Below are 26294 nucleotides of genomic sequence, written 5' to 3'. Positions count from 1 at the left end.
TTATAAGGAGCTAGCGCTATTTTTAGTTGAAGAATCCTTGTGTGAATCCTTCGGCGAAATCAGAACAACCTGTTTTAATCGTGTCCCAGCTTGGGGCGTTGAATGTAAGAATGCACGTTACTATTAAAGATAGAATAGGTAGCACTAGTCGCATAATAGAGTCTCCTTATCTTTTATATTAGGATTTTCAGATTAACAATATTTACTATATAGTGATTTGATAATTAAAGTCAATTGAAGGAGTGGTTTTTTTAGATGAGATGGAAGAGAGAAGACGTTATCTTTGAAACGATGAGAGAGGCTGAAGTGTGGGCAGACGGGATCGCGAATGAAATGTATGGAAGAGTATTTGGTGGATATGAAACGCGTGACTATAAAATAGCGTATGCTCTTTCGTTCTTTCTAGCAAAAAATTACGAATTCAATATTCATACGGAAGTAGAATGGAGTGAAAATATAGAAGTATATAAAGTATGGATAACAATGCGTTAATGGAAGCGAATGAGTAATCACAATAGAACAATCTGAATCCATGAATAGACAATTATATTGAGAGGGACCTTGTTTTCTAGTATGATGAGAATAACGGGGAAAATACTAGGATGAAGAAGGTTTCAAGTCTATAACTTGGAGGAAAAGAATGAACAATCGTATTTTAGTAGTTGATGATGAGGAGTTTATCTTAACTTTAATCGAATTTAATTTACAACAAGCTGGTTTTGAAGTGATAACAGCGATGGATGGAGAAATGGCGCTTCAAAAAGCGACAACAGAACGTCCAGATTTAATTATATTAGATTTAATGCTTCCAAAAATGGATGGTATGGAAGTATGTAAAGAATTACGATTGCAGCGCGTTATGACGCCGATTTTAATGTTGACAGCAAAAGATGATGAGTTTGATAAGGTGCTAGGTCTTGAACTTGGGGCGGATGATTATATGACGAAGCCATTTAGCCCAAGGGAAGTTGTTGCGCGTGTGAAGGCAATTTTACGCCGTACGAAATTACAACAAGAAGAGCAAGTTACAGAATCGTCAGATGAAGAGAGCATTACAATTGCTGAACTTAAAATTTTACCGGAGTTTTATGAGGCTTATTTCCAAGGAAGAAAGCTTGAATTAACACCAAAAGAATTTGAACTACTTGTTTATCTTGCGAAAAATAAAAGTCGCGTATTAACGCGTGATCAATTATTAAGTGCTGTATGGAATTATGATTTCGCTGGTGATACACGAATTGTTGACGTTCATATTAGCCATTTGCGCGATAAAATTGAACAAAATACGAAAAAACCGACGTACATTAAAACGATACGTGGTTTAGGATATAAATTAGAGGAGCCAAAAGGGGATGAATAAATTTCGTTCCAGGCTTCTTTTTACATTTGTTTCTCTTATTGTTTTTATTTTAGTCGGACTCGGTTTATTGCTGGAAACCGTGTTTGAAAACTATTATATAGATCATGCGAAAGAGAGAATGGTAAAAGAGGCAGAGTATGTTGCGGTATTAGCAGAAGAACAAGGTTTTGATGATGTTTTAAAAAATCCATATGTATTTGAGAAGTTAGAAGAAAAAATACAGGCTTCTATTGCATTTGTAGATGAAAAAAAGAAGGTTCAATATAGTGGGGGAGAACAATCTGCTTTTAGCCAAGGAATAATTAAAGAACTTTCCTCGGAAACAACGAAGCAAAGAAATAAAGTCATTACGAAAGAAGCAGATCAGAATAACGAATTTTACCATGCGGTGTTCGTGCAAGATGTAGCAGGGAAACAAGGATACATTTTGGTGAAGAGCACAATTGAGCCTTTGAAAGACGTTCATCAAAAAACGTGGGGATTATTAATTATCGGATTTGTTATCGCGTGTCTCGTCGTCGTATTTTTAGGTATGAAAATTACAGGGCAATATATTAGGCCTATTGAATCCGTTACGAAAGTTGCCATCGAATTAGCGAAGGGGAATTATAAAGCACGCGCTTATGAAAGTCATTCGGATGAAACGGGAATGTTAAGTAAAGCGATTAATATTTTAGCTCGTAATTTACAAGAGATGACACTTGAGCAAGAAATGCAACAAGATCGTCTGCATACGTTAATTGAAAATATGGGAAGTGGAATGATTTTAATTGATAGCCGCGGTTATATTAACCTTGTAAACCGTTCGTATAAGGAAACTTTCCACGTCACAGATGAAGAATATTTAAATCGTTTATATTATGAGTCATTTCATCATCCGGAAATTATAGAACTTGTGGAAGAAATCTTTATGACAGAAGTGAAAGTGCGCAAACAAATGTTATTGCCACTTGGCATTGAGCGAAAGCATTTCGAGGTATATGGAGCACCGATTATCGGGACGAACCATGAATGGAAAGGGATTGTCCTTGTATTCCATGACATTACTGAGCTGAAAAAGTTAGAACAAATGAGAAAAGACTTTTTAGCGAATGTTTCCCATGAACTAAAAACGCCGATTACTTCTATTAAAGGTTTTTCAGAAACACTTTTAGACGGTGCTATGGATAATAAAAAATTCTGCGAACATTTCTTGCACATTATTTTAAAAGAAAGTGAACGTATGCAAGGATTAATTGAAGATTTATTAGATTTATCAAAGATTGAGCAACAAGGATTTAAATTGAATATGGGTACCGTTGATATGAAGGGACTTCTTGAAGATATTCATATGGTGCTTGATAATAAAGCGGGAGAAAAAGAAATCTCTTTACAAGTAAATGCATTAAAACGTGTCTCTGTCATTGGAGATCCAAGTCGTTTGCAGCAAATCTTTATTAATTTAATGAATAACGCAATCGTATATACACCGGCTGGAGGCGTTGTTTCTGTAGAATTAGCAGAAGATAAATATAATGCTTATATAAAAGTATCGGATACTGGAATTGGTATTAGTAAAGATGAAATTCCGCGTATTTTCGAACGCTTTTACCGAGTTGATAAAGCGAGAAGTAGAAATACTGGTGGTACAGGTCTTGGGTTATCAATTGTAAAGCATTTAGTCGAGGCGCATCACGGTACGATTACAGTGGATAGTGAAGTAGGAGAAGGGACAACGTTTACAGTTGTTTTACCAAAATCAGCAACTGAAAAATAGGATGAAGGATGTTTACAATATATTAACAATGGCTTAATTAAATATTAATAAAGCTCTGTTAATATAATACATGAAAACCCCTTCATCCAAGGAGTAATTTTGGACGAGAATAGTTAAGCTATTCTCGTCACTTCCCTTTATGCCAATATAAGTCTGTTTTATATATGAAAGAAAATAACCGTTATTTTTCTTCTCTCTATTAGTCATGTTAATATAGAGAGAGGAAAGAAACGGTTTTTTTCTGTGAAAAAAATCATTTCAAATTTGTATGGGGAGGTTTCTGATTTGGAAAAAAAGGTCGTATTAGTAGATGGTAATAATATCGCGTATCGTGCTTTCTTTGCACTACCGCTTTTAAATAACGACAAAGGTATACATACGAACGCAATTTACGGTTTTACAATGATGTTAATGAGAATATTAGAGGAAGAAAAACCGACGCATATGTTAGTAGCATTTGATGCTGGGAAAACGACATTCCGTCATAAAACATATAGTGAGTATAAAGGAGGACGTCAAAAGACTCCGCCTGAGTTATCAGAGCAATTCCCATTTATTCGTGAGATGCTTGATGCATTCAATGTACCGCGTTATGAATTAGAAAATTATGAAGCGGATGACATTATGGGAACGCTAGCGAAAGAAGCGAGTGAACAAGGAGCTAGTGTAAAAGTTATTTCAGGAGATAAAGACTTACTTCAACTTGTTTCTGATAACACGCTTGTATGTATTCCTCGAAAAGGGATTACGGAAGTAGACGAATATACGAAAGAAGCTTTATTTGAAAAATACAGCTTATCACCAAAGCAAATTATCGATATGAAAGGTTTAATGGGAGACCAATCAGATAATATTCCAGGTGTACCAGGAGTTGGTGAAAAAACTGCGATTAAATTGTTAACACAGTTTGGAACGGTTGAAGAAGTGTATGAAAATATAGATCAAGTAAGCGGGAAGAAATTAAAAGAAAAGCTGGAAGCAAATAAAGACCAAGCTCTTATGAGTAAAGATCTTGCAACCATTATTACAGACGCGCCGATTACAGTGCATGTGGATGATATGGAGTATAAAGGGTATGAAGCAAGTGATGTCATTCCAATGTTCGAGAATTTAGGATTCACATCTCTTTTAAATAAATTAGGTGTTACGCCAGAAGAAACGGCTCCAGCTGAATTAGATGATATTACATTTGATATTGTAGAAGAAGTTACAGAAGAAATGCTTCAGCAAGATAGTGCGCTTATCGTTGAAGTACAAGAAGATAATTATCATAAAGCAGATATTCAAGGTTTCGGTATTCAAAATGAAAACGGATGTTACTTTATTCAGACAGACATTGCACTTAAATCAGATGCTTTTAAAGAGTGGCTTGCAGATGGAGAAATGAGAAAGTATACATTTGATGCGAAGCGTGCGATCGTTGCGCTGAAATGGAACGGTATAGATATGCAAGGAATTGACTTTGATCTATTAATCGCTGCTTACTTACTTGATCCGGCTGATACAGATAAAGATTTCCGTACTGTAGCGAAAATGAAAGAAACGCATGCTGTGAAATCTGATGAAGAAGTTTACGGAAAAGGTGCGAAGCGTGCTGTTCCAGAGTTAGAGATAGTAGCGGAGCATGTAGCTCGTAAAGTGCATGTATTATATGATGTAAAGCAAACATTCGTTGAAGAGTTAGAAAAGAATGAGCAATATGAACTGTTTACAGAGTTAGAATTACCACTTGCACGTGTATTAGCTGATATGGAAGTGAAAGGTGTAAAAGTTGATACAGAACGTCTTCGTAATATGGGAGAAGAACTTGCAGGTAGATTAAAGGAAATGGAACAGGAAATTTATAAGCTGGCGGGAACAGAATTTAATATTAATTCACCGAAGCAGCTTGGTGTGATTCTGTTTGAGAACTTAAACTTACCAGTTATTAAAAAGACGAAAACAGGTTATTCTACGTCAGCTGATGTACTAGACAAGCTGATGGATCACCATGAAATTATTCCAAATATTTTACATTACCGTCAATTAGGGAAACTCAATTCAACTTATATTGAAGGGTTATTAAAAGTTGTACATGAAGATTCATCTAAAATTCATACTCGCTTCAATCAAGTATTAACGCAAACAGGTCGATTAAGTTCAACGGATCCAAACTTGCAAAATATCCCGATTCGATTAGAAGAAGGAAGAAAGATTCGTCAGGCATTCGTTCCATCAGAAGAAGGATGGATTATGTACGCGGCAGATTATTCACAAATTGAACTTCGTGTATTAGCTCATATGGCCAATGATAAAGGGCTAGTTGAAGCATTCCAACATGATATGGATATTCATACGAAAACAGCTATGGATGTATTTGGCGTTGAAAAAGATGAAGTAACTTCAAATATGAGAAGACAAGCGAAAGCTGTTAACTTCGGAATTGTGTATGGTATTAGTGATTATGGTCTTTCACAAAACTTAGGAATTACAAGAAAAGCAGCAGCGGAATTTATTGAAAAGTATTTAGAAAGTTTCCCTGGTGTACAAGAATACATGGATGACATCGTAAAAGATGCGAAACAAAAAGGATATGTAGCTACATTATTAAATCGCCGCCGTTACATTCCGGAAATTACGAGTCGTAATTTTAACTTGCGTAGCTTTGCTGAGCGTACAGCTATGAATACACCAATTCAAGGTACTGCAGCAGATATTATTAAAAAAGCGATGATTATTATGGCAGATCGTTTAGAAGAAGAAGGATTACAAGCGCGTCTTCTATTGCAAGTACACGATGAATTAATATTTGAAGCACCAAAAGAAGAAATTGAAAAATTAGAGAAGCTTGTACCAGAAGTAATGGAGCATGCAATTGAACTCGCAGTTCCGCTGAAAGTTGATTATTCTTACGGTCCAACTTGGTACGACGCAAAATAAGGAAGTGATGAAATGCCTGAATTACCAGAGGTTGAAAACGTCAGACGGACACTTGAAAATCTTGTAACAGGAAAAACGATTGAAGATGTCATTATTACCTATCCCAAAATCGTAAAACGTCCAGATGATGCAGAAATCTTTAAAGAAATGCTAAAAGGCGAGATGATTGAAAATATAAAGCGAAGAGGAAAGTTTTTGCTTTTATATGTAACAAATTATGTCATTGTTTCACATTTGCGTATGGAAGGAAAGTTTTTATTGCATCAAGAGGATGAACCAATTGATAAGCATACGCACGTCCGTTTCTTATTTACAGATGGAACGGAATTACATTATAAAGATGTGAGAAAGTTCGGTACGATGCATCTCTTTAAAAAAGGTGAGGAAATGAATCAAATGCCTCTTGCTGACTTAGGTCCAGAGCCATTTGATGCTGAATTGACACCACAGTATTTACACGAGAGATTGCAAAAGACAAATCGTAAAATAAAAGTTGTATTATTAGACCAGCGTCTTTTAGTAGGGCTTGGAAATATATATGTAGATGAAGTTTTATTCCGTTCTCAAATTAATCCAGAACGAGAAGCGTCGTCTTTAACAGCAGAAGAAATTGAGCGAATTTATGAGGCGACTGTTACAACGTTAGGCGAAGCAGTGAAGCGTGGCGGAAGTACAATTCGAACGTATATCAACTCACAAGGGCAAATTGGCTCATTCCAAGAACTGCTAAATGTATATGGAAAAAAAGGAGAACCGTGTGTGACTTGCGGTACGATATTAGAAAAAACAGTTGTTGGTGGAAGAGGAACGCATTACTGCCCAATTTGTCAGCCAAGAATATAGAAAAGAGATAACATCGGATAGGCATTTGTCATATACATACAGCAGAGCTATGTATAAGGGAGGAGCTTACCGATGTACCTTTATTTATCTCTTATTTTATTAGCTTTTACATTAAGCTTAGATAGCTGTAGTGTAGGGCTAACATATGGTTTAAGAAGCGTAAGAATTCCACTAAGATCAATTATAATTATCGGAATGTGTTCAGCGGCTGTTATGCTTGTTTCAATGGGAATTGGACATATGATTGCGAAAGTATTTTCACCTGTTATCGCAACGCGTATCGGTGGGCTTGTTCTTATTGGAATAGGAATTTGGGTATTATACCAATTTTTTCGAAGTGAGAAAAAAGAAGAACCGAAGCAAGAGGAGAAGGTATGGAAATTAGAGATTGCCTCGCTTGGGTTAGTCATTCAAATTTTACGGAAACCGACTGTAGCAGATTTCGATAAATCAGGCACCATTTCTGCAGGAGAAGCGTTACTTCTTGGTATCGCTCTTTCTGTAGATTCATTTGGTGCTGGAATTGGTGCATCTTTATTAGGGTATGCACCTGCTATGATGGCGATATTAGTTGCAGTGATGAGTTCTTTGTTTTTATTTATTGGAATGAAACTTGGAACGGTTTTATCAAATATGAAATGGTTGCAAAAATTTACATTCCTGCCTGGGGTATTACTCATTATTATTGGAATTTGGAAAATGTAAGTACGGGCGTGGAACATTAGTTTCGCGCCTTTTATTATGAGGAGGATTATATGATGACAGTAGTAATTGGATTAACGGGAGGTATTGCAAGCGGAAAAAGTACAGTATCTCAAATGTTTCGCGAGCTAAATATACCAGTTATTGATGCAGATATTATTGCGCGAGAAGTTGTAGAACGAGGAAAGCCAGCATATAACAAAATTGTAGAAGTGTTTGGAACAGAAGTATTACAAGAAGATGGAGAACTAGATCGGCCGAAATTAGGAAGTGTCGTTTTTTATAATGAAGAGAAACGATTGCAGTTAAACAAAATTGTTCATCCTGCAGTGCGTGAGGAAATGAATAGGCAAAAGGAAATGTACATAAAAGAAGGTATGCAAGCGGTTGTGTTAGATATTCCTCTCTTATTTGAAAGTAAATTAACAAGTCTCGTTGACCGCGTTTTAGTTGTAGCAGTTAAGCCACATACGCAATTAGAACGTTTAATGAAGCGAAATAATTTTTCAGAAGAAGAAGCAACAGCTCGTATTCAATCTCAAATGCCGTTAGAAGAAAAAGTGAAACATGCAGATGAAGTGATAAATAATGATGGCACAATTATGGGAACGAAAACACAATTGGAGGTCATTTTAAAGAATTGGAACATTATTGACTAAAAAATTGTGAAATTAATGAAAATGCTTAGTGACATATCCCCTTTTTGTGTTATACTATTATTGGGATTGGAGATAAATAGTATAACGCATTCAAGGGGGATAACATATTATGACTCGTGTGGCAATTAATGGATTTGGACGTATTGGGAGAATGGTATTTCGTCAGGCAATAAAAGAAAGCGCATTCGAAATTGTAGCAATCAATGCAAGCTATCCATCTGAAACGTTAGCACATTTAATTAAATATGATACAGTTCACGGCAAGTTTGACGGAACAGTAGAAGCATTTGAAGATCACTTATTAGTTGATGGGAAAATGATTCGCCTTTTAAACAACCGCGATCCAAAGGAATTGCCTTGGACAGATTTAGGTGTTGAAGTTGTAATTGAAGCAACTGGTAAATTTAATTCAAAAGAAAAAGCAATTCTTCACGTTGAAGCTGGAGCGAAAAAAGTTATTTTAACAGCGCCTGGTAAAAATGAAGATGTAACAATTGTAGTAGGTGTGAACGAAGACCAATTAGATATTACAAAACATACTGTTATTTCAAATGCATCTTGTACAACAAACTGTTTAGCGCCTGTTGTGAAGGTGTTAGATGAGCAGTTTGGAATTGAAAACGGTTTAATGACGACAGTTCACGCTTATACAAATGACCAAAAAAATATTGATAACCCACATAAAGATTTAAGAAGAGCACGTGCTTGCGGACAATCAATTATTCCGACAACGACAGGTGCTGCGAAAGCGCTAGCAAAAGTTCTTCCACATTTAAATGGAAAACTTCATGGTATGGCACTTCGTGTACCAACACCAAACGTGTCTCTTGTTGACTTAGTAGTAGATGTAAAACGTGATGTAACAGTTGAAGCTATTAACGATGCATTCAAAACTGTTGCAAACGGTGCGTTAAAAGGCATTGTAGAATTCAGCGAAGAGCCTTTAGTATCTATTGACTTTAATACAAATACACACTCAGCTATTATCGATGGTTTATCTACAATGGTAATGGGTGATCGTAAAGTAAAAGTACTTGCTTGGTATGATAACGAGTGGGGCTACTCTCGTCGTGTTGTAGATCTTGTAACGTTAGTTGTGGATGAATTAGCGAAACAAGAAAATGTGCAACATATTTAAGTGAATAAGGAGAGGGCAAGTGAATATTTGCCCTCTTTTTTTTATTTTTTTCTGAAAAGGAAAAAAATTATATAAGTATATTTTTAGAAGTGGACATACCACGAAGTGTTGGGATTACTGCATTCGTGAATCATTTATTTTTTTTAGGGAAAAGTAAAGAGGAAAATATGACAGAAAATCGAAAAAACTGTTGTTGCAAAATGAAAATAAACAAAGTATACTAACACTCGTAAACTTAAGAGCTGAGGTACGTAGTCACTACTTAAAGGGTTAGGACCTCTCTGGACTAACTTTCCCCCGTGGTAGTGGAGCAAGCCAAATTGCAAATTAGTTTTCAATTCGAACAGTTAGAATAAATTTACAAGGGGGAACTGTAGAATGGATACTATGGATACGATGGGTCGTCACGTGATCGCTGAACTTTGGGATTGCGATTTCGACAAGCTTAATGACATGCCGTATATTGAACAATTATTTGTGGATGCAGCACTAAGAGCTGGTGCTGAAGTGCGTGAGGTTGCTTTCCATAAATTTGCACCACAAGGTGTAAGTGGAGTAGTAATTATCTCGGAATCACATTTAACAATTCATAGCTTTCCGGAGCACGGTTACGCAAGTATTGATGTTTATACTTGTGGGGATCGTATTGATCCAAATGTTGCTGCAGAATATATTGCAGAAGGTTTAAACGCGAAAACGCGTGAGAGCATCGAGCTTCCTCGAGGCACTGGTAGCTTCGAAATTAAGCAGAGAGAAACAAAAGCTCTTTAAAAAAGAACATAATTGATTTAAAATGTAAAGAGGTGTATAATGCACCTCTTTTTTAGTTTATAAAAAAGAGAAAATATAACGTACTCGTTAGTTAAATAAATGGAGCTCTTACGAATGAGTTAACGCCCTATCTACTATCTTATTTTTGAAAACGAGATGATAACATAATGCGTTTAAACTTAAAGTGGTAAGAGAGTTAAAATGAGTTATATAATAATGTATATATATTGTCAGATGAAGTAAGTAGAGAAAAAATAAAGAGTATAGTGTAAAGGAGTGAATATATTGCGTTGTCCATCCTGTTCTCATAATGGTACAAGAGTGTTAGATTCGCGTCCGGTAGACGAGGGGCGCTCTATTCGAAGAAGGAGAGAGTGTGAAAGCTGTTTAAGCCGCTTTACGACATTTGAAAGAGTGGAAGAGTCACCTCTTATCGTTGTAAAAAAAGAAGGAACACGAGAAGAGTTTAATAAAGAAAAGATTTTACGTGGCTTAATTAAAGCGTGCGAAAAAAGACCAGTATCTTTAAGACAATTAGAAGAAGTAACTCAAAGTGTGGAACGTGAACTTCGTAATTTAGGTATATCAGAAGTGAAAAGTGATATGATTGGTGAAATTGTTATGGAAGAACTGCGTGATATCGATGATGTTGCTTACGTGCGTTTTGCTTCTGTATATCGCCAATTTAAAGATTTAAATGTATTTATTGAAGAATTAAAAGATATACTGCAAAAAGAAAGAGAGTAGCATCTGTATCGTATTCTCTTTACATACCGTAAGTAATGAGATAAGAGAGCTAGAAGCGAAAGCTAATAGCTCTTTTTCGCTAATAAATTATATAGTGAAGATTGGATGAGAGAAAGGAAAGCAAGAATGGAAAAACAGTCATGGATGGAGCTATTGCCGATTGATCGTTATAAAGTAAGTGCGAAAGGGTTACTGCATAATTACGACCGAAAAGTGTTAACGATGTTATATCAGCCGTTAATAGGTAGTAGAGCTTTTAGCTTGTACATGACGCTATGGGGAGAGTTAGAACAAGATCGTGTGTTTGGAAAAGAGAATACGCATCATTCCCTTATGGTGACCATGCAAATGCAGCTTCCTGAAATATATGGGGAACGAGTAAAGTTAGAGGCAATTGGGCTTTTGAAAGTATATATTAAGAAAGAAAAAGATATTCGAATGTTTATATATGAGCTGCAACCACCTTTATCTCCGAAGCAGTTTTTTGATGATATTGTTTTAAGTATCTTTTTATATAATCGATTGAGTCGGACAAAATATAATCAAGTAAAACAATATTTCTTAGAAGAAGAATTTGATTTTGTATCGTATGAAAATGTTACTCGTTCTTTTAATGATGTGTTTGGTTCGTTTAATCCAGGACAGCTTGAGCATGCGCAAGAAGACCTTCGTATTCCAAAAACGACAGCTATGCCAAGTAATGAAAAGGGAGACGCTCCAAAAGTTTGGAATGATTTCTTTGATTTCTCCTTATTTGTAGATGGCTTGTCCGCTCTTGTCCCTAAAAAGGCGATTACAGATCAAGTGCGAGAATGTGTTATTACACTTGCTTACGTGTATGATGTAGATGTGTTATCGATGCAAAATATCGTTCTTGGTGCGGTGACAGAGATGCAGACAATTGATATCGAAAGGCTTAGAAAAGGAGCACGTGATTGGTATCAGTTCGAAAACGGCCAAGCGTTACCTGTATTAAGTGAAAGAGTACAGCCTCACGCTGCACGTATGATGAAAGAAAAAGAGCCTTCATCGCAAGAAGAGATGTTAATCAAACAGTTAGAGGAAATCTCACCAAAACAACTATTGAAAGAAATCTCTGGCGGTGCAGAGGCAACGAAGGCTGACTTGCAAATCGTTGAAGATGTAATGATGAATCAAAAGTTAACACCAGGTGTTGTGAATGTACTTATTTATTACGTTATGCTACGCTCAGATATGAAACTTGCGAAAACGTATGTGGAGAAGATTGCTGGACATTGGGCACGTAAAAAGGTCGGTACAGTAGCTGAAGCGATGGCATTAGCGAAAGAAGAAAATCGTCAATATCAAGAATGGGCTGAGACGAAGAAGAAAGGTCGTACGTCGAAGAAAACAGTACGAAAAGAAATGGTACCAGATTGGCTGAAAGAAGAGCCGAAAGAACAAGAGAAAGAAACTGTGAAAAAAGATGTAAATGCTGAAAAAGGTGCAAGTACGTTAGAGGACGAACGAAAACGATTAGAAGAAGTGTTAAAAAAATATAAGCGTGATTAATAGAAGAGAATGAACGCTCTTTGAGGTGAGAAAATGGAGCATATTCAAAATTCATTTGCAAAGTTAATGGAAAATGAAAATTTTAAAAATAGATATGAAGTATTAAAGGCGGAAGTAATGGCACATCCGCGTGTGAAAGAATTTATAGACGAACATAAAGGGGAAGTAACAACGTCTATGATTGAACGCAGTCTTGTGAAATTATACGAATATATTGGACAAAGTGTAGGTTGCGCGGATTGTCCGGATCTAGGTTCGTGTAAAAACATGCTGCAAGGATATGAGCCAAAGCTCGTTATCCAAGGGAAGATGATTGATATTCAATATGATCGTTGCGTTAGAAAAGTAGCATATGACGAGAGGAAGAAATATGAAAAGCTCGTTCAAAGTGTATATATGCCAACTGATATTTTGCAAGCAACGATGGAAAACTTAGACCCTTCAGATTTAGATGCGCGTATTGATGCAATTGGTGCAGCTAATGAGTTTTTAAGTACATATGAACCTGGTAAAAAAGTACAAGGTTTATATTTGTACGGTAAATTTGGAGTAGGGAAAACGTATTTGTTAGGAGCAATTGCGAATGAGCTTGCTCGAAAGAAAATAAGTTCGATGCTTGTATACTTCCCTGAATTTCTACGTGAAATTAAAAGTTCGATTCAAGATAATTCGATTGGGGAAAAGATTGATGCAGTAAAACGCGTACAAGTTTTAATGTTAGATGATATTGGAGCAGAAGCGATGTCAAGCTTTGTACGTGATGATGTACTCGGTGCAATTTTGCAATTCCGTATGTTAGAAAACTTACCGACGTTCTTTACGTCTAACTTTGATTTTAAACAGCTAGAACATCATTTAACGTATACACAGCGCGGTGAAGCGGAAGAAATGAAAGCAGCTCGTATTATGGAGCGAATTAAATATTTAGCGAAACCAATTCCGATTGGCGGGAAAAACCGTCGTCATAAGTAAAGAGTAAGCTGAGAAGCTTGCTCTTTTTTTGTAGTTAAACGCTTTTTAAAGTAGTCGAATTATAAAATGAAAAGTTCTTATTGAAAATTCCTAGTAGCCTGTATCATTTTTTTCTCCCTCCCTTAATATATATAAAATTAGCAAGCCATATCGAGTGGATTTTCTAACGATAGGAAAGGTAATTCTACTAAGAGTGAACTTTCACGCGGGACGGACTCTTATAGGATTTGTAACGTATAGATACAGTCCTTTAGAGCAGGGATAAAAGGGGGGACAAAAGTGATTGAAATTTGCTTCGAAGAAAAAAATGATGCTATGCACGTATATAGACAACTACTGAAAAGAGCGGAACTGTTATATAAGGAAACGAGTGTGTATTTACAGGAACAAAAAGTGGTGATTCACATACCAGTATGTGAATCAAATTATATTGAAAAGATTTTATTGCCAGTAATGGTATATTTCATTGTGAATGTGAAACAAAATGAGTGGATATATACAATATTAAAAGAGAAGTTTTTTTATGAAGAAGAGGAAGAGTGCCATCAAATATTGCATATGGCACAAGAGATTTTAAAAGGAAGAAGAAAAGGAATTGCTCGTGAATTAACACGTCACACATTTGAATCATATATTAAATCCTCTTTAAATAACTGGCTTTGTGATCCACTTTCATTCTCGTTTTCATCATATGTTCGTTTTCGTCTTCGTACATATAGGGAAATGGTAGCTAAGCTTGCTGAAGTGGCGATTGATGAGTATAAGTTGGAACAAGAATATCAAATGTTTATTGAAACGCTTCGGCAACAAGTTCGTAGCCGGAAATCACGTTTGTCATGTGTACATCTTATTTTTGATGAAAGTTTTATTTTCTATGATGATAAAGGTAGACGTTTAAAACAAGAGAAATTGGTTCAATATATAGATGAAGACTTATTAAAACAAAAGGATGTATATATTGATACGAAAGTAATTGCACCACTTCTCTCTATTTCGCCGAAAAAAATTTATTTATATACGAAAGAACAAGACCATAATATGATTATTACTTTGCGAAATGTATTTCAAGAACGGGTACAATTACATGGATTACATGAGTTTGAGCGCAATGTGAAAAATTTAAAAAATAAAGGTAACGCCCTTGATTTTCTAAGTTTTTGAGCATATAATTACCTACATAAATGAAATATATTGAAATGTCATGATGAGGACATGAGTAGTTTTCTACGATTTTCAGAGAGGGAAGCCTTAGGGTGTGAGCTTCCTAGTACGGGATTATTACTTACCACCTCTAAACTTTAGCAGTGAACGATTCTTCTAGTAATTGCTAACGGACAACACCGTTATGTTGAACTTGAGCAATTAACAATTATGTTAATTGGAACAAGGGTGGAACCACGAATTCAACACTCGTCCCTTTTTACGGGATGAGTGTTTTTTATTTTGAGAAAAAGAGGAGTGACCAGTGATGGCAGATGTAGTTAAAATTACTTTCCCTGATGGAGCTGTGAAGGAGTTTCCAAAAGGCGTAACAACTGAAGAAATCGCAGCTTCTATTAGCCCAGGCTTAAAGAAAAAAGCTGTGGCTGGAAAATTAAATGATGAGATGATTGATCTTGTTACACCAATCGAAGAAGATGGTGCAGTTTCTATCATTACATTAGATTCTGAAGATGGCTTATATATTTTACGCCACTCAACAGCTCACCTTTTAGCACAAGCGTTAAAACGTTTATATAAAGATGTTAAGGTTGAGCTTGGTATTGGTCCAGTAATTGAAAATGGCTTCTACTACGATATTGATATGGAAGAAGCAATTACAGTTGAAGACTTCAAGAAAATCGAAAAAGAAATGCAAAAAATTGTGAACGAGAACTTAGAAATCGTTCGTCATGAAGTACCACGTGCAGAAGCAATTCGCCGTTTTGAAGAAATCGGCGATGAGTTAAAATTAGATTTAATTAACGATCTTCCAGAAGATGCAGTTATTTCAATCTATGAGCAAGGCGAATTCTTCGACCTTTGCCGTGGTGTTCACCTTCCATCTACAGGGAAAATTAAAGTATTTAAATTATTAAGCGTTGCGGGTGCTTACTGGCGCGGCGATAGCAATAATAAAATGCTACAACGTATTTACGGTACTGCATTCGTTAAGAAAGCAGAATTAGATGAGCATTTACGTATGCTTGAAGAAGCGAAAGAGCGCGATCACCGTAAATTAGGTAAAGAATTAAAACTATTTACTAATAGCCAAAAAGTAGGACAAGGTTTACCACTTTGGTTACCAAAGGGTGCAACAATCCGCCGCATTATCGAGCGTTACATCGTTGATAAAGAAGCAAGCTTAGGCTATGATCACGTATACACTCCAGTACTAGGAAGCAGAGAGCTTTATGAAACTTCTGGTCACTGGAACCACTACCGTGATGGCATGTTCCCATCAATGGAAATGGATAATGAAGAGTTAGTTCTTCGTCCAATGAACTGTCCTCACCACATGATGGTTTATAAAAACGATATTCACAGCTACCGTGAATTACCAATCCGTATTGCGGAACTTGGAACAATGCACCGCTATGAAATGTCAGGTGCGTTATCTGGATTACAACGTGTACGCGGAATGACTTTAAACGATGCGCACATTTTCGTACGCCCAGATCAAATTAAAGAAGAATTAAAACGTGTTGTAAACTTAACTCTAGAAGTGTACAAAGATTTCGGTTTAGAGAACTACTCATTCCGTCTATCTTATCGCGACCCAGCAGATACTAAAAAGTACTATGCTGATGATGAGATGTGGGAAAAGGCACAAGGTATGTTAAAAGAAGCTATGGATGAAATGGGTCTTGATTACTATGAAGCTGAAGGTGAAGCGGCATTCTACGGTCCAAAACTTGACGTTCAAGTTCGTACTGCTCTTGGAAAAGACGAAACACTTTCAACTGTACAATTAGACTTCTTACTTCCAGAACGCTTTGAACTATCTTACGTCGGTGAAGACGGTAAACAACATCGTCCAGTTGTAATTCACCGTGGTGTTGTATCTACTATGGAACGTTTCGTAGCCTTCTTAATTGAAGAATACAAAGGTGCATTCCCAACTTGGTTAGCTCCAGTTCAAGTACAAGTAATTCCAGTTTCTCCGCAAGTACATTTAGACTATGCGAAGAAAGTACAAGACGAATTACGCCGTGCTGGTATCCGTGTTGAATTAGATACTCGTGAAGAGAAAATTGGTTACAAAATCCGTGAAGCACAAATGCAAAAAATTCCGTACATGCTTGTAGTAGGTGACAATGAAGTAACTGAAAACGGCGTAAACGTACGTAAATACGGTGAACAAAAATCAGAAACAATCGCATTAGATGCTTTTGTTGATATGATTAAAGTAGAAGGAAAACGATAAGAAAAAGCCGCGGTATACCGCGGCTTTTCTATGTAATATGAGTAAGGGAAATTAGAAAAAAAAACCATGTAACACTTATCGTAAAAAAGTATTGCAAGTATGTTAGTTGTTTGTTACAATATTTCTTGTTGTTAGTAAAACACATCGCGTCTTCTTGACAGACGTCATGTCCTATGATAAACTCATCAAGGATAATAGAATATTGTTTTGTGGAACAAGTAGAAGCACCCGCTTCTCACCTGATGGACGCATTCGCAGTTTACAGGTAAATGTATTTCTTACTTAAGATTTTACAAGTGTGGGTGTCGTATGCCCGCACTTTTTTTGTCGGGTTCTATGACTACAAACTATGTTCTGAGAAAACCTTGGAGGTGGCTTACTATTAGCAAGGATATGATGATTAACGAGCAAATTCGTGCACGTGAAGTACGTTTAGTTGGTGCAAATGGCGATCAACTTGGAATCAAGTCTCGTAATGACGCTTTAGACTTAGCTGCAAATCTTAATCTTGATTTAGTATTAGTTGCTCCAAATGCGAAACCGCCAGTATGCCGCATTATGGACTACGGTAAATTCCGCTTTGAGCAACAGAAGAAAGAAAAAGAACAGCGCAAAAATCAAAAAGTAATTAGCATGAAAGAAGTTCGTTTAAGTCCAACAATTGATGAACACGACTTTAACACAAAACTTCGTAATGCTATCAAGTTTTTAGAGAAAGGCGACAAGGTTAAAGCGTCAATTCGCTTTAAAGGACGTGCCATTACTCATAAAGAAATCGGTCAACGTGTTTTAGATCGCTTCTCAGAAGCTTGTGCTGAAGTTAGTACAATCGAATCTAAGCCTAAAATGGAAGGACGCAGTATGTTCTTAGTTTTAGCACCGAAAAACGATAAGTAATAGATAGAGGAGGAAATACCTATGCCTAAACAAAAAACTCATCGCGGCGCTGCAAAGCGTTTCAAAAAGACTGGATCAGGTAAACTGAAACGTTCTCACGCTTACACAAGCCATTTATTCGCTAACAAATCTACAAAAGCTAAACGTAAACTACGTAAAGCTGGTGTAGTAAGCGCTGGTGACTTCAAACGCATTCGTCAAATGCTTGACAACTTAAAATAAGTTCGGCTGATATATAGAACAATTAGGAGGTAATATTATGCCAAGAGTAAAAGGTGGTACAGTTACTCGTCAACGTCGTAAAAAAGTAATTAAATTAGCAAAAGGTTACTACGGTTCAAAAAATACATTATTCAAGGTTGCTAACCAACAGGTTATGAAATCTCTAATGTATGCATTCCGTGACCGCCGTCAAAAGAAACGTGACTTCCGTAAATTATGGATTACACGTATCAATGCAGCAGCTCGTATGAATGGTCTTTCTTACAGCCGCTTAATGCACGGTCTTAAAAATGCTGGCATCGAAGTTAACCGCAAGATGCTTGCTGACTTAGCTGTTCATGACGAAAAAGCTTTCGCTGAATTAGCAACAGTTGCAAAAAACAACATTAACTAATTAATTAGTTGAAACCTTAGAAGATTTTTCTTCTAAGGTTTTTTTATTTGTATGCAAAGAGAAGTGTGTCGTTATCGATATGACAAAATCAATATAAAAGTTATAGCAATATAGAAGAATATGCATATGAAGTCAGGAGAATCCTCCTGGCTTCTTTTAATTATCATCCTCTGGAAAGAAGAGTATCTTTCCTACCTGAAACGACACTGCTATAATGGAAAGATGATATGGAACTTTCATCAGATAAAATAATATTTTTATTAGTGGGCAATTCCTGGATAATTATTAACTATCACCAATTGGAGTAAGCAATCTAATCGTGATGATTGAAACGTATTTGTAAATTAAGGACAAGCTATTTTGTAAAGAGGTAAATGGCTGACTTATTAATAAGAAACGAAAAATAATAATGAACTTTGAGATGAAACAACATTGTTGCGTAAAATGCGATGTTGGAGGAGGACAATAGAGTGGACTTACTACAACTATTTAAATTACAAAAAGAATTAGATGACCGTATTGCGAAAGAACATGACTTACAACCGAAAAAATTGTTAAAAGAGAAAATGTTAGCTCTTCTTGTAGAAATTGGAGAACTTGCAAATGAAACACGTTGTTTTAAATATTGGAGCAACAAACCAGCATCAGAACGTGAAGTCATACTAGAAGAATACGTAGATGGTTTACATTTTATTTTATCAATCGGAATTGATTTAGGTATTGATAAAAACTTCTTATTCTATAAGTGTGCACAGACGAATAAAACACAAGTAGAAATTTTCTTAGACACATATGCGAAGGTGATTCGTTTTACAGATCAACCATCTATTACGAACTATATTGAATTATTTACAAGCTACCTTCGACTTGGACAAGCACTTGAGTTTGAACAAGAAGAGATTGAAAAGGCATATTTAGATAAAAACGAAGTAAATCATCAGCGTCAAACACAAGGATACTAAGTTAATTTTTGAATATTTCAATTTCCTTTTGTATAATGAAGTGACTGAAGAAAAAGGAGGGTGTTGGCAATGACAAAATTAGACGAGACATTGACAATGCTAAAAGAATTAACAGATGCACGTGGTATTGCGGGTAACGAGCGTGAACCACGCGAAGTAATGAAGAAATATATTGAGCCGTTTGCGGACGAACTTTCTACTGATAATTTAGGAAGTTTAGTTGCGAAAAAAGTAGGGGAAGAAAACGGCCCGAAAATTATGGTTGCAGGTCATTTAGATGAAGTTGGATTTATGATTACACAAATCGATGACAAAGGTTTCCTTCGTTTCCAAACGGTTGGTGGCTGGTGGTCACAAGTTATGCTTGCACAGCGCGTAACAATTGTAACGCGTAAAGGAGATGTAACAGGTGTTATCGGTTCAAAACCACCGCATATCTTACCTCCAGAAGCGCGTAAAAAGCCAGTTGAAATTAAAGACATGTTCATTGATATTGGTGCTTCTAGCCAAGAAGAAGCAATGGAGTGGGGCGTACGACCAGGAGATCAAGTTGTACCTTACTTTGAATTCCAAGTGATGAAGAATGAAAAAATGTTACTTGCAAAAGCATGGGATAACCGAATTGGTTGTGCAATTGCAATTGACGTATTAAAACAATTAAAAGATGAAAAGCATCCAAACGTTGTATATGGCGTAGGGACTGTACAAGAAGAAGTCGGTCTTCGTGGTGCGAAAACATCTGCAAACTATATTAAACCAGATATCGCATTCGCAGTAGATGTTGGTATTGCTGGTGACACACCGGGGGTAACGTCAAAAGAAGCACAAAGTAAAATGGGTGATGGACCACAGATCATTTTATATGATGCTTCTGTTATTGGTCATACAGGTTTACGTGACTTTGTAGTTGATGTTGCTGATGAATTACAAATTCCATACCAATATGATTCAGTAGCGGGCGGTGGAACGGATGCAGGTGCAATTCATATTGCTGTAAATGGTATTCCGTCTATGGCAATTACGATTGCGACGCGCTACATTCATTCTCATGCGGCAATGTTACACCGTGATGACTATGAAAATGCAGTGAAGTTAATTGTAGAAGTTATTAAACATCTTGATAAAGAGGCTGTACATAACATTACATTTAATTAATAGAAAAAGCGAAGGAGCCTCTCCTTCGCTTTTTTATATTTTAAAAAGGTCGTTCTAATCCCGCTGCAGTATGAGCACCTAAAATGATTAAGCGAGTTAATTGCATGGCCATAAAATGCGGGGTATATATCATCCCTCTTTTTAGCCATGACATAATCATCCCGAGGTGGGCACCAGTAACATAACTAATGAGAATATCACGCGGAACCATTAGTTTTTCATCGTTAGGTTGTGAAATAGAGAGGCTTAATGTTAAATGTGTTTGAATTGCTTTCATCATCTTATACGTATAGTTTCCGGCAGCTTTATCACCAAGCATGACGTTATAGAAGTTCGCATTTTCTGCAATATGTTCGAACAAGGCCAAAAAACTTGGATGTGGTGAATCAAATGCAAGTTGAAAATCTTCTTTATTTCTATTTTTCGGTTTAATGACTTCTGTTAGCTTCTCTAACATTTCTTCAATGCTTTTGTCCAATAAGTCATATTTATCGTGGTAATGGCTATAAAACGTAGCACGATTTACAGGAGCACGTTCTGCAATATGTTGAACAGTTACATTTTCAAACCCTTTTTCGCCTACTAAAGCGACAAAAGCATCCTGTATGAGTTGTCTCGTCCGTTTTACACGTGGATCATTTGTATTTTTAATAGACATTTTTATTTCCCCTCGTTTAATTTTCTATACTTAAGCAACATATTGGTATTATATTGTTGTTTAAGCGACATTTCATACGTAAATTGTCGGTTGTAGATTTAAAATAATTATTTATAATTATAAACGATAGTCCTTCAGAAATCAGCACCGCTCGCAGGTAGATAAATTTCGATTTACACCGCAGATGGTGTGATTTTTTTGTTTAAAAGTTAATATAATTAACAATTAAATAGTCTAAACAATAAGGACGTAAATAGTTTAGAAAAAAATTATATGCGATATAAGGAGAGGAATGCAATGAATCAGTTTCGAAGAATGGTGATTATCAACATTATCACATTAATTGTACTAGTTGGCGGCGGTATTGGCGGTTATTACTATTACAATCAAGCGGAAAATTACTTAAAAACAGACAATGCAAAAATTGATGGAAAGGTAATTCCGATTGCATCACCAGTAGCAGGTAAATTAACTGACTGGAAAGCTGAAGTAGGTAAGAACTACAATGAGAACGATAAATTAGGTGCTGTTACTGTAGCGGCAGCAAATGGAGAACAAACAGTAGATGTAACAATTCCACAAAATGCAACGGTTGTACAATCAAACGCGACGACAAATGCTTTCGTTGGAGCAGGTAGCCCGATCGCTTATGCATTTGATATGAACAATTTATGGGTAACGGCAAACATTGAAGAAACAGATGTTGACGATGTACAAAAAGGTCAAGACGTAGATGTGTATGTAGATGCATACCCAGATACAACGTTATCAGGAAAAGTAGAGCAAGTTGGATTAACAACAGCGAACACATTCTCTATGTTACCATCAAGCAACGCAACAGCGAACTATACGAAAGTAACACAAGTAGTACCAGTTAAAATTTCTTTAGATCATAGCAAATCAGTAAATATTGTTCCTGGCATGAATGTGACAGTTCGTATTCATAAGTAAGGGGGAGATGAGATGTCCTCAATTGTAATTGCAGGATATGCACTATTTTGTATAATCGTCTTCTTCCTTGTAAATCGTCTTTTACGAAAGAAAAAAACGAAAATGGGAGAAGAACAAGTCCCAGCCGTAAGTAAAATAGAAGTAAGTAAAGTTGAAACAGAAGAGAAAGAAATTGAACGAAAGCAAGAACCGGAAATTTCTAATGTAGTTGAGTTAGAAACAGGAAAGCAAGAAGAAGTAAAAGAAGAAAAAGAAGTGCCGAAAAAACAAATGTCTACGCCTGTAGAGAATGTGAACGTAAAAGCAGTTGTAGCTGTATTAATTCTCGGCATGTTCGTTTCTATTTTAAACCAAACAATCATTAACGTTGCATTACCTCCGTTAATGAATGAATTTAACGTATCAACTTCAACAGCACAATGGTTAATTACAGGTTTCATGCTTGTAAATGGTATTTTAGTACCGATTAGTGCCTTTTTAGTTTCACGATTTACGTATCGTAAATTATTCGTAGCAGCAATGTTATTCTTTACGGTAGGATCTATCATTTGTGCTACTTCAGGAAACTTTACGATGATGATGACGGGCCGTGTTATTCAAGCGGTTGGTGCGGGTATTTTAATGCCGGTTGGTATGAATATCTTCATGACACTATTCCCGCCTCATAAGCGCGGAGCAGCGATGGGATTACTAGGCGTAGCAATGATTTTAGCACCAGCTATCGGACCAACTGTAACAGGTTGGGTAATTGAAAATTACAGCTGGAACTTAATGTTCTATGCGATGTTTATTATCGGTTTAATTATTACGTTCCTATCTTTAAAATTCTTTACACTAGCTCAGCCAGTGTCTAAAACGAAATTAGATATATTCGGTGTGGTTAGTTCAAGTATTGGACTAGGAAGCTTATTGTACGGATTTAGTGAAGCTGGAAATAATAGTTGGACTAGTGCAGAAGTTGTTATTTCACTTATTATCGGTGTAATTGGTTTAGCGTTATTTATTTGGAGAGAGTTAACAACGGATAATAAAATGCTTGATTTACAAGTGTTTAAATACCCAGTATTTACTTTTACTTTAGTAATTAACGCAATCGTTACGATGGCATTATTCGGGGGGATGTTATTACTTCCAGTATATCTGCAAAACATTCGCGGTTTCACACCGATAGAATCAGGTTTATTATTACTTCCAGGATCATTAATTATGGGGATCATGGGACCTATTGCAGGTAAACTATTTGATAAGTATGGTATTCGTCCGTTAGCAATTGTTGGATTAGCCATTACAACATTTGCGACATATGAGTTCACAACGTTATCTATGGATACACCATATAGCGTTATTATGATGGATTATATTATACGTTCGATTGGTATGTCATTCATTATGATGCCAATTATGACGGCTGGTATGAACGCGCTGCCGATGAAATTAATTTCTCACGGTACAGCAACGCAAAATACGTCAAGACAAGTAGCGGGTTCAATCGGAACAGCGATTTTAATTACACTTATGACGCAACAAACGACTGCTCACGTAGCAGATTACGGCAACATGTTAACAACTTCAAATCCAATTTTAGTTGATAAAGTACACGGCATGGGGCAAAGCTTAGCGGCCTTAGCTGGATCAGCGCAAGCAGGAGATGCGATGAGCACGCAATTATTATATGGACAAATTTCAAAGCTATCTGCAATTAACGGTATTAACGATGCCTTCTTAATTGCAACGATACTTGCAGGTATTGCTTGGGTATTATCGTTCTTCTTACCATCAGGCAATAAACCAAATAGAAAAGCAGGGAATTAAATTCCCTGCTTTTTTTGTGTTCTTTATGCAGTTACATATAAAAGCTGATAACCAGCTACGGAGCAAAGCCCTGCTATAAACAAAATCGTCCCCATAGAACGAATACTCGATATGTGTCTGCCGCTTATAATAGCTAATAGTCCAGCTAAAGAGAAGAAGCACCAATATAAAGTTCCCGAAATTGGAATCATCCCTTCTAAATCTATTCCAGAACCTATACAAAAGATAGGAACAACGATAAGTAATATGCTAATGAAACCAGCTATAGTGGTAAGTGATTTCCGATGTTTCATGCCAGCAATAATTAAAAAAATGCCGACGATGAATTCGCATAACATGAAAGTAAGAGCTAAAATCATCCAAGTTAATATTCCGAACACTTCTGTATTACCTCCGATTTTTGGGTTTCAAAAAATGTTATATATAGAATGAATCACCTACAGACATGAGCACCCAGAAAATAACCCCTAATATTCCAGCGGTAAAAATAATGAATCCCATATTACGTATACTTTTAATTTTGGCTTGTAATCCACTTAACCCTGCTAATAATCCAGTTAAAGAAAACAGTATCCAATATAAAGTAGTGGAAATAGGGATGATTGTATTGCTCTCCACTCCCATGCCCCAAAAAACAAAAGGTAGTGTGACAAAGGAAAAGCTAAGTAGTCCCATTAAACCGACAAATAATTTACGGTGTTTCACGCTAGTAACAATTAAAAAAATACCACCGAAAAATCCGCATAAAACAAGAAGTGGCATATAAACAATCCAAAGTAAGCTCAACATATATAATCTCCTTCTGTGTAATCAGTTATATTTTACTACATGAGGTTTATTTTGGATATTATTAATAAATATGTATAAATTGATAGAAATGAGTAGTACCGATACGAATTAATAGATGTAGAGCATGAGAGAGGAGGAGATGTATGAAAATTACAGAAGAAAATGTTGTGAATCAGCTAAGGAAAAGGGACAAAAAAGCATTATATTTTATTATCGAGCAGTACAGCGGACTAATAAAAAGTATTATTCAGAAGCATGTAGCTTCGTTTGGAGATGTGCAAGAGGAATGTATGGATGATGTGTTATTGGCAATTTGGAATCATATTGAAAAGTATGATGAAGAGAAAAATACGCTAAAAAATTGGATTGCAGCTATTACAAAATATAGATCTATCGATTATGCGAGAAAATATACGAAGACAGTAAATGAAAAAGGAATAGATCAAATAGATGAAATAGCGGTACATACCGATACTACTAAAAGAGAAATTAGTAATGATATGGAACATATATTAAATCATTTAAAGAAGAAAGATAAAGAAATCTTTATGAAGCATTATGTGGAAGAAGAGTTTGAAGTTGTTATAAAAGAGTAAAGAGAGGTATCGTGATGATACCTCTCTTTATCCTAAAAAGGCTAACATATTATTCATAATATGAAGTAATATAGCTGGAATAATGGATTTTGTTTTTTTACATAAAATAGCCATAAATAGACCCATGATGAACATACTAAACATCACACCAGTTGAGTATATATGAGCTATTCCGAAGAGGAAGCTAGACCCAAGCGCTGCAATCCAAAATGGGAAACGCTGTTGTAGGAAGTGAAGAATAATACCGCGGACTATAAGTTCTTCAAAAATAGGTACAAGTATAGCGCCACCTATTAGTAATAATAGTTTGTATTGTTTTAACATTTCTAGATCTAAAGCAGATGACTGCTCTTTTACCGCATCAGGAAAAATATTATTAATTATAAATATGTCATTAATGATATGTAGTCCATAAAAAAGAATGATATAGATGTATGTGCTTACTTTTTTTAATGCTGTAAAGTTTAGTGTTGGGACAATTAAATTTTTTAATGGCTTATATGCATAAATTAAAATTAATAAAATGCACAATACAAATAAATTCTTCCCAAAAGTAGTAAGTGATTTTGTTAAAGCAATTTGTTTTGGATCGGTTAAACCTTCTGTATAAATAACGGTAGGAAGACCTATAAAGAGGTCGGCTAGAAATCCTGTTCCCCAAATCGCAAAAACGAGTGAAAATAGAAATTGTGAGAGTGACATAGGATGTTTTTGTGGGTAAGTTAGTTGCGTGGCTTGTATAATAGTGAATCACCTATCCTTTATTTTTTAATAGTCATATATAAAGATTATAGAATATTCATACAGAAAAGTCATCATTGTAGTAAAAAAGATATGGTGAAGCTACTATTTACAGACAGTAATAATTTTATATTGATGTTCTGTACAAATGGTTTGTCTAAAAGTGTTAACGGAAGAGTTTATAATTGTGATAAAAGAGTAAAGAGGTTGTCCCAAAAGGTCGTTAAAAACGAACTTTTGGAGACAACTTCTTTTATTTTTCCTGTATATGGATAAAAACCCCAATCATAAGTAGAAAAACAATGGGTTTT

26 protein-coding genes, 1 pseudogene and 2 other annotated features are annotated in these 26294 nt (G+C 35.9%); of the genes and pseudogenes, 22 read left to right on the top strand and 5 right to left on the bottom strand.

Features of this window, described 5'->3' with window-relative positions; translation table 11 throughout:
- Positions 1 to 22: 22 nt before the first annotated feature.
- Positions 23 to 154 (bottom strand): hypothetical protein, encoded by a 132-nt coding sequence (locus ACTFSI_RS24210; RefSeq protein ID WP_001241581.1) that lies wholly within the window; start codon positions 152 to 154, stop codon positions 23 to 25.
- A gap of 101 nt (positions 155 to 255) precedes the next feature.
- On the opposite strand from ACTFSI_RS24210, the gene ACTFSI_RS24205 reads away from it, so the two are divergent.
- The 19 genes from ACTFSI_RS24205 to ACTFSI_RS24115 all read left to right on the top strand — a co-directional run bounded on the left by ACTFSI_RS24205 (position 256) and on the right by ACTFSI_RS24115 (position 20436).
- The gene (locus tag ACTFSI_RS24205; RefSeq protein WP_001267382.1) at positions 256 to 492 is read left to right on the top strand and encodes a hypothetical protein; all 237 of its coding nucleotides are present in this window, start codon (positions 256 to 258) and stop codon (positions 490 to 492) included.
- 148 nt (positions 493 to 640) lie between these two features.
- Positions 641 to 1360, top strand: coding sequence for a two-component system response regulator PhoP (phoP, locus tag ACTFSI_RS24200; RefSeq protein WP_001065225.1), 720 nt, complete (start codon positions 641 to 643; stop codon positions 1358 to 1360).
- The gene (gene phoR / locus ACTFSI_RS24195) at positions 1353 to 3116 is read left to right on the top strand and encodes a sensory box histidine kinase PhoR (RefSeq protein ID WP_440045692.1); all 1764 of its coding nucleotides are present in this window, start codon (positions 1353 to 1355) and stop codon (positions 3114 to 3116) included. Before phoP ends, phoR begins: the two co-directional genes overlap by 8 nt.
- A 285-nt stretch (positions 3117 to 3401) precedes the next feature.
- Entirely contained in the window at positions 3402 to 6035 is a 2634-nt protein-coding gene (polA, locus tag ACTFSI_RS24190; protein ID WP_440045691.1) for a DNA polymerase I, read from the top strand.
- A gap of 12 nt (positions 6036 to 6047) precedes the next feature.
- A complete protein-coding gene (gene mutM / locus ACTFSI_RS24185) occupies positions 6048 to 6878 on the top strand; it encodes a DNA-formamidopyrimidine glycosylase (protein WP_270363769.1) in 831 nt (276 codons plus the stop codon).
- A 72-nt stretch (positions 6879 to 6950) separates the two neighbouring features.
- Positions 6951 to 7583, top strand: a complete 633-nt coding sequence (gene ytaF / locus ACTFSI_RS24180; RefSeq protein ID WP_000281744.1) for a sporulation membrane protein YtaF — start codon at positions 6951 to 6953, stop codon at positions 7581 to 7583.
- Between the two features lie 53 nt (positions 7584 to 7636).
- Positions 7637 to 8239 (top strand): dephospho-CoA kinase, encoded by a 603-nt coding sequence (gene coaE / locus ACTFSI_RS24175; RefSeq protein WP_044790626.1) that lies wholly within the window; start codon positions 7637 to 7639, stop codon positions 8237 to 8239.
- A gap of 109 nt (positions 8240 to 8348) precedes the next feature.
- Positions 8349 to 9377, top strand: a complete 1029-nt coding sequence (locus tag ACTFSI_RS24170; RefSeq protein ID WP_000198972.1) for a glyceraldehyde-3-phosphate dehydrogenase — start codon at positions 8349 to 8351, stop codon at positions 9375 to 9377.
- Positions 9378 to 9764: 387 nt separating this feature from the next.
- Positions 9765 to 10148 (top strand): adenosylmethionine decarboxylase, encoded by a 384-nt coding sequence (gene speD / locus ACTFSI_RS24165; protein ID WP_002003660.1) that lies wholly within the window; start codon positions 9765 to 9767, stop codon positions 10146 to 10148.
- 285 nt (positions 10149 to 10433) lie between these two features.
- Positions 10434 to 10895 (top strand): transcriptional regulator NrdR, encoded by a 462-nt coding sequence (gene nrdR / locus ACTFSI_RS24160; RefSeq protein ID WP_001203687.1) that lies wholly within the window; start codon positions 10434 to 10436, stop codon positions 10893 to 10895.
- Between the two features lie 126 nt (positions 10896 to 11021).
- A complete protein-coding gene (locus ACTFSI_RS24155) occupies positions 11022 to 12428 on the top strand; it encodes a replication initiation and membrane attachment family protein (RefSeq protein WP_138321028.1) in 1407 nt (468 codons plus the stop codon).
- Between the two features lie 33 nt (positions 12429 to 12461).
- Positions 12462 to 13400, top strand: a complete 939-nt coding sequence (dnaI, locus tag ACTFSI_RS24150; RefSeq protein ID WP_000400101.1) for a primosomal protein DnaI — start codon at positions 12462 to 12464, stop codon at positions 13398 to 13400.
- 279 nt (positions 13401 to 13679) lie between these two features.
- Positions 13680 to 14561 carry a putative sporulation protein YtxC gene (ytxC, locus tag ACTFSI_RS24145; protein ID WP_000569618.1) on the top strand — a complete coding sequence of 294 codons (882 nt, stop codon included), beginning with the start codon at positions 13680 to 13682 and terminating at the stop codon, positions 14559 to 14561.
- Positions 14562 to 14592: 31 nt separating this feature from the next.
- Positions 14593 to 14821: a binding site (T-box leader), on the top strand.
- 47 nt (positions 14822 to 14868) lie between these two features.
- Positions 14869 to 16806, top strand: coding sequence for a threonine--tRNA ligase (thrS, locus tag ACTFSI_RS24140; RefSeq protein WP_000786083.1), 1938 nt, complete (start codon positions 14869 to 14871; stop codon positions 16804 to 16806).
- Positions 16807 to 17016: 210 nt separating this feature from the next.
- Positions 17017 to 17137: a sequence feature (ribosomal protein L20 leader region), on the top strand.
- 62 nt (positions 17138 to 17199) lie between these two features.
- The gene (gene infC, locus ACTFSI_RS24135) at positions 17200 to 17703 is read left to right on the top strand and encodes a translation initiation factor IF-3 (RefSeq protein WP_000973214.1); all 504 of its coding nucleotides are present in this window, start codon (positions 17200 to 17202) and stop codon (positions 17701 to 17703) included.
- Between the two features lie 21 nt (positions 17704 to 17724).
- Positions 17725 to 17925, top strand: coding sequence for a 50S ribosomal protein L35 (gene rpmI, locus ACTFSI_RS24130; RefSeq protein WP_001125945.1), 201 nt, complete (start codon positions 17725 to 17727; stop codon positions 17923 to 17925).
- A 37-nt stretch (positions 17926 to 17962) separates the two neighbouring features.
- Positions 17963 to 18319, top strand: a complete 357-nt coding sequence (gene rplT, locus ACTFSI_RS24125; RefSeq protein ID WP_001138362.1) for a 50S ribosomal protein L20 — start codon at positions 17963 to 17965, stop codon at positions 18317 to 18319.
- A 470-nt stretch (positions 18320 to 18789) separates the two neighbouring features.
- Positions 18790 to 19281 carry a dUTP diphosphatase gene (locus tag ACTFSI_RS24120; RefSeq protein ID WP_000365050.1) on the top strand — a complete coding sequence of 164 codons (492 nt, stop codon included), beginning with the start codon at positions 18790 to 18792 and terminating at the stop codon, positions 19279 to 19281.
- Between the two features lie 69 nt (positions 19282 to 19350).
- On the top strand, positions 19351 to 20436 hold the full coding sequence (locus ACTFSI_RS24115) for a M42 family metallopeptidase (RefSeq protein WP_440045690.1): 1086 nt from the start codon (positions 19351 to 19353) through the stop codon (positions 20434 to 20436).
- Between the two features lie 40 nt (positions 20437 to 20476).
- Here the strand turns inward: ACTFSI_RS24115 and ACTFSI_RS24110 are convergent, their stop codons facing one another.
- Positions 20477 to 21094: a TetR/AcrR family transcriptional regulator gene (locus ACTFSI_RS24110; protein ID WP_000023667.1), complete on the bottom strand. Its 618-nt coding sequence runs from the start codon at positions 21092 to 21094 to the stop codon at positions 20477 to 20479.
- Between the two features lie 297 nt (positions 21095 to 21391).
- Here ACTFSI_RS24110 and ACTFSI_RS24105 point away from each other — a divergent pair, with 297 nt between their 5' ends.
- Positions 21392 to 22045: an HlyD family secretion protein gene (locus ACTFSI_RS24105; protein WP_001071403.1), complete on the top strand. Its 654-nt coding sequence runs from the start codon at positions 21392 to 21394 to the stop codon at positions 22043 to 22045.
- Between the two features lie 12 nt (positions 22046 to 22057).
- Positions 22058 to 23857, top strand: coding sequence for a DHA2 family efflux MFS transporter permease subunit (locus ACTFSI_RS24100; protein WP_440045689.1), 1800 nt, complete (start codon positions 22058 to 22060; stop codon positions 23855 to 23857).
- 23 nt (positions 23858 to 23880) lie between these two features.
- Here the strand turns inward: ACTFSI_RS24100 and ACTFSI_RS24095 are convergent, their stop codons facing one another.
- Complete coding sequence (locus ACTFSI_RS24095; RefSeq protein ID WP_138321032.1) at positions 23881 to 24237, bottom strand: ammonia permease; 357 nt, start codon at positions 24235 to 24237, stop codon at positions 23881 to 23883.
- A gap of 37 nt (positions 24238 to 24274) precedes the next feature.
- Positions 24275 to 24646, bottom strand: coding sequence for a hypothetical protein (locus ACTFSI_RS24090; protein ID WP_000950043.1), 372 nt, complete (start codon positions 24644 to 24646; stop codon positions 24275 to 24277).
- Positions 24647 to 24789: 143 nt separating this feature from the next.
- Between ACTFSI_RS24090 and ACTFSI_RS24085 the strand changes: the two are divergent.
- A pseudogene (locus ACTFSI_RS24085) lies at positions 24790 to 25218 on the top strand (sigma-70 family RNA polymerase sigma factor); the annotation flags it as partial.
- Between the two features lie 51 nt (positions 25219 to 25269).
- On the opposite strand, the gene ACTFSI_RS24080 reads toward ACTFSI_RS24085, so the two are convergent.
- The gene (locus tag ACTFSI_RS24080; protein WP_000059262.1) at positions 25270 to 25944 is read right to left on the bottom strand and encodes a CPBP family intramembrane glutamic endopeptidase; all 675 of its coding nucleotides are present in this window, start codon (positions 25942 to 25944) and stop codon (positions 25270 to 25272) included.
- Positions 25945 to 26294: the final 350 nt, after the last annotated feature.

The organism is Bacillus cereus group sp. MYBK101-2 (genome assembly GCF_051918845.1).
Taxonomy (GTDB): domain Bacteria; phylum Bacillota; class Bacilli; order Bacillales; family Bacillaceae_G; genus Bacillus_A; species Bacillus_A paranthracis.
The sequence above is the reverse complement of the archived record's forward strand: the minus strand, read 5'-3'. Positions and strand labels throughout refer to the sequence as shown.

What these genes read in the sequence shown, in the direction of transcription:
- ACTFSI_RS24210 (WP_001241581.1), bottom strand. Translation starts at nt 154, where the DNA reads ATGCGACTAGTGCTACCTATTCTATCTTTAATAGTAACGTGCATTCTT.
- ACTFSI_RS24205 (WP_001267382.1), top strand. Translation starts at nt 256, where the DNA reads ATGAGATGGAAGAGAGAAGACGTTATCTTTGAAACGATGAGAGAGGCT.
- phoP (WP_001065225.1), top strand. Translation starts at nt 641, where the DNA reads ATGAACAATCGTATTTTAGTAGTTGATGATGAGGAGTTTATCTTAACT.
- phoR (WP_440045692.1), top strand. Translation starts at nt 1,353, where the DNA reads ATGAATAAATTTCGTTCCAGGCTTCTTTTTACATTTGTTTCTCTTATT.
- mutM (WP_270363769.1), top strand. Translation starts at nt 6,048, where the DNA reads ATGCCTGAATTACCAGAGGTTGAAAACGTCAGACGGACACTTGAAAAT.
- ytaF (WP_000281744.1), top strand. Translation starts at nt 6,951, where the DNA reads ATGTACCTTTATTTATCTCTTATTTTATTAGCTTTTACATTAAGCTTA.
- coaE (WP_044790626.1), top strand. Translation starts at nt 7,637, where the DNA reads ATGACAGTAGTAATTGGATTAACGGGAGGTATTGCAAGCGGAAAAAGT.
- ACTFSI_RS24170 (WP_000198972.1), top strand. Translation starts at nt 8,349, where the DNA reads ATGACTCGTGTGGCAATTAATGGATTTGGACGTATTGGGAGAATGGTA.
- speD (WP_002003660.1), top strand. Translation starts at nt 9,765, where the DNA reads ATGGATACGATGGGTCGTCACGTGATCGCTGAACTTTGGGATTGCGAT.
- ACTFSI_RS24155 (WP_138321028.1), top strand. Translation starts at nt 11,022, where the DNA reads ATGGAAAAACAGTCATGGATGGAGCTATTGCCGATTGATCGTTATAAA.
- dnaI (WP_000400101.1), top strand. Translation starts at nt 12,462, where the DNA reads ATGGAGCATATTCAAAATTCATTTGCAAAGTTAATGGAAAATGAAAAT.
- thrS (WP_000786083.1), top strand. Translation starts at nt 14,869, where the DNA reads ATGGCAGATGTAGTTAAAATTACTTTCCCTGATGGAGCTGTGAAGGAG.
- infC (WP_000973214.1), top strand. Translation starts at nt 17,200, where the DNA reads ATGATGATTAACGAGCAAATTCGTGCACGTGAAGTACGTTTAGTTGGT.
- rpmI (WP_001125945.1), top strand. Translation starts at nt 17,725, where the DNA reads ATGCCTAAACAAAAAACTCATCGCGGCGCTGCAAAGCGTTTCAAAAAG.
- rplT (WP_001138362.1), top strand. Translation starts at nt 17,963, where the DNA reads ATGCCAAGAGTAAAAGGTGGTACAGTTACTCGTCAACGTCGTAAAAAA.
- ACTFSI_RS24115 (WP_440045690.1), top strand. Translation starts at nt 19,351, where the DNA reads ATGACAAAATTAGACGAGACATTGACAATGCTAAAAGAATTAACAGAT.
- ACTFSI_RS24110 (WP_000023667.1), bottom strand. Translation starts at nt 21,094, where the DNA reads ATGTCTATTAAAAATACAAATGATCCACGTGTAAAACGGACGAGACAA.
- ACTFSI_RS24105 (WP_001071403.1), top strand. Translation starts at nt 21,392, where the DNA reads ATGAATCAGTTTCGAAGAATGGTGATTATCAACATTATCACATTAATT.
- ACTFSI_RS24100 (WP_440045689.1), top strand. Translation starts at nt 22,058, where the DNA reads ATGTCCTCAATTGTAATTGCAGGATATGCACTATTTTGTATAATCGTC.
- ACTFSI_RS24090 (WP_000950043.1), bottom strand. Translation starts at nt 24,646, where the DNA reads ATGTTGAGCTTACTTTGGATTGTTTATATGCCACTTCTTGTTTTATGC.
- ACTFSI_RS24080 (WP_000059262.1), bottom strand. Translation starts at nt 25,944, where the DNA reads ATGTCACTCTCACAATTTCTATTTTCACTCGTTTTTGCGATTTGGGGA.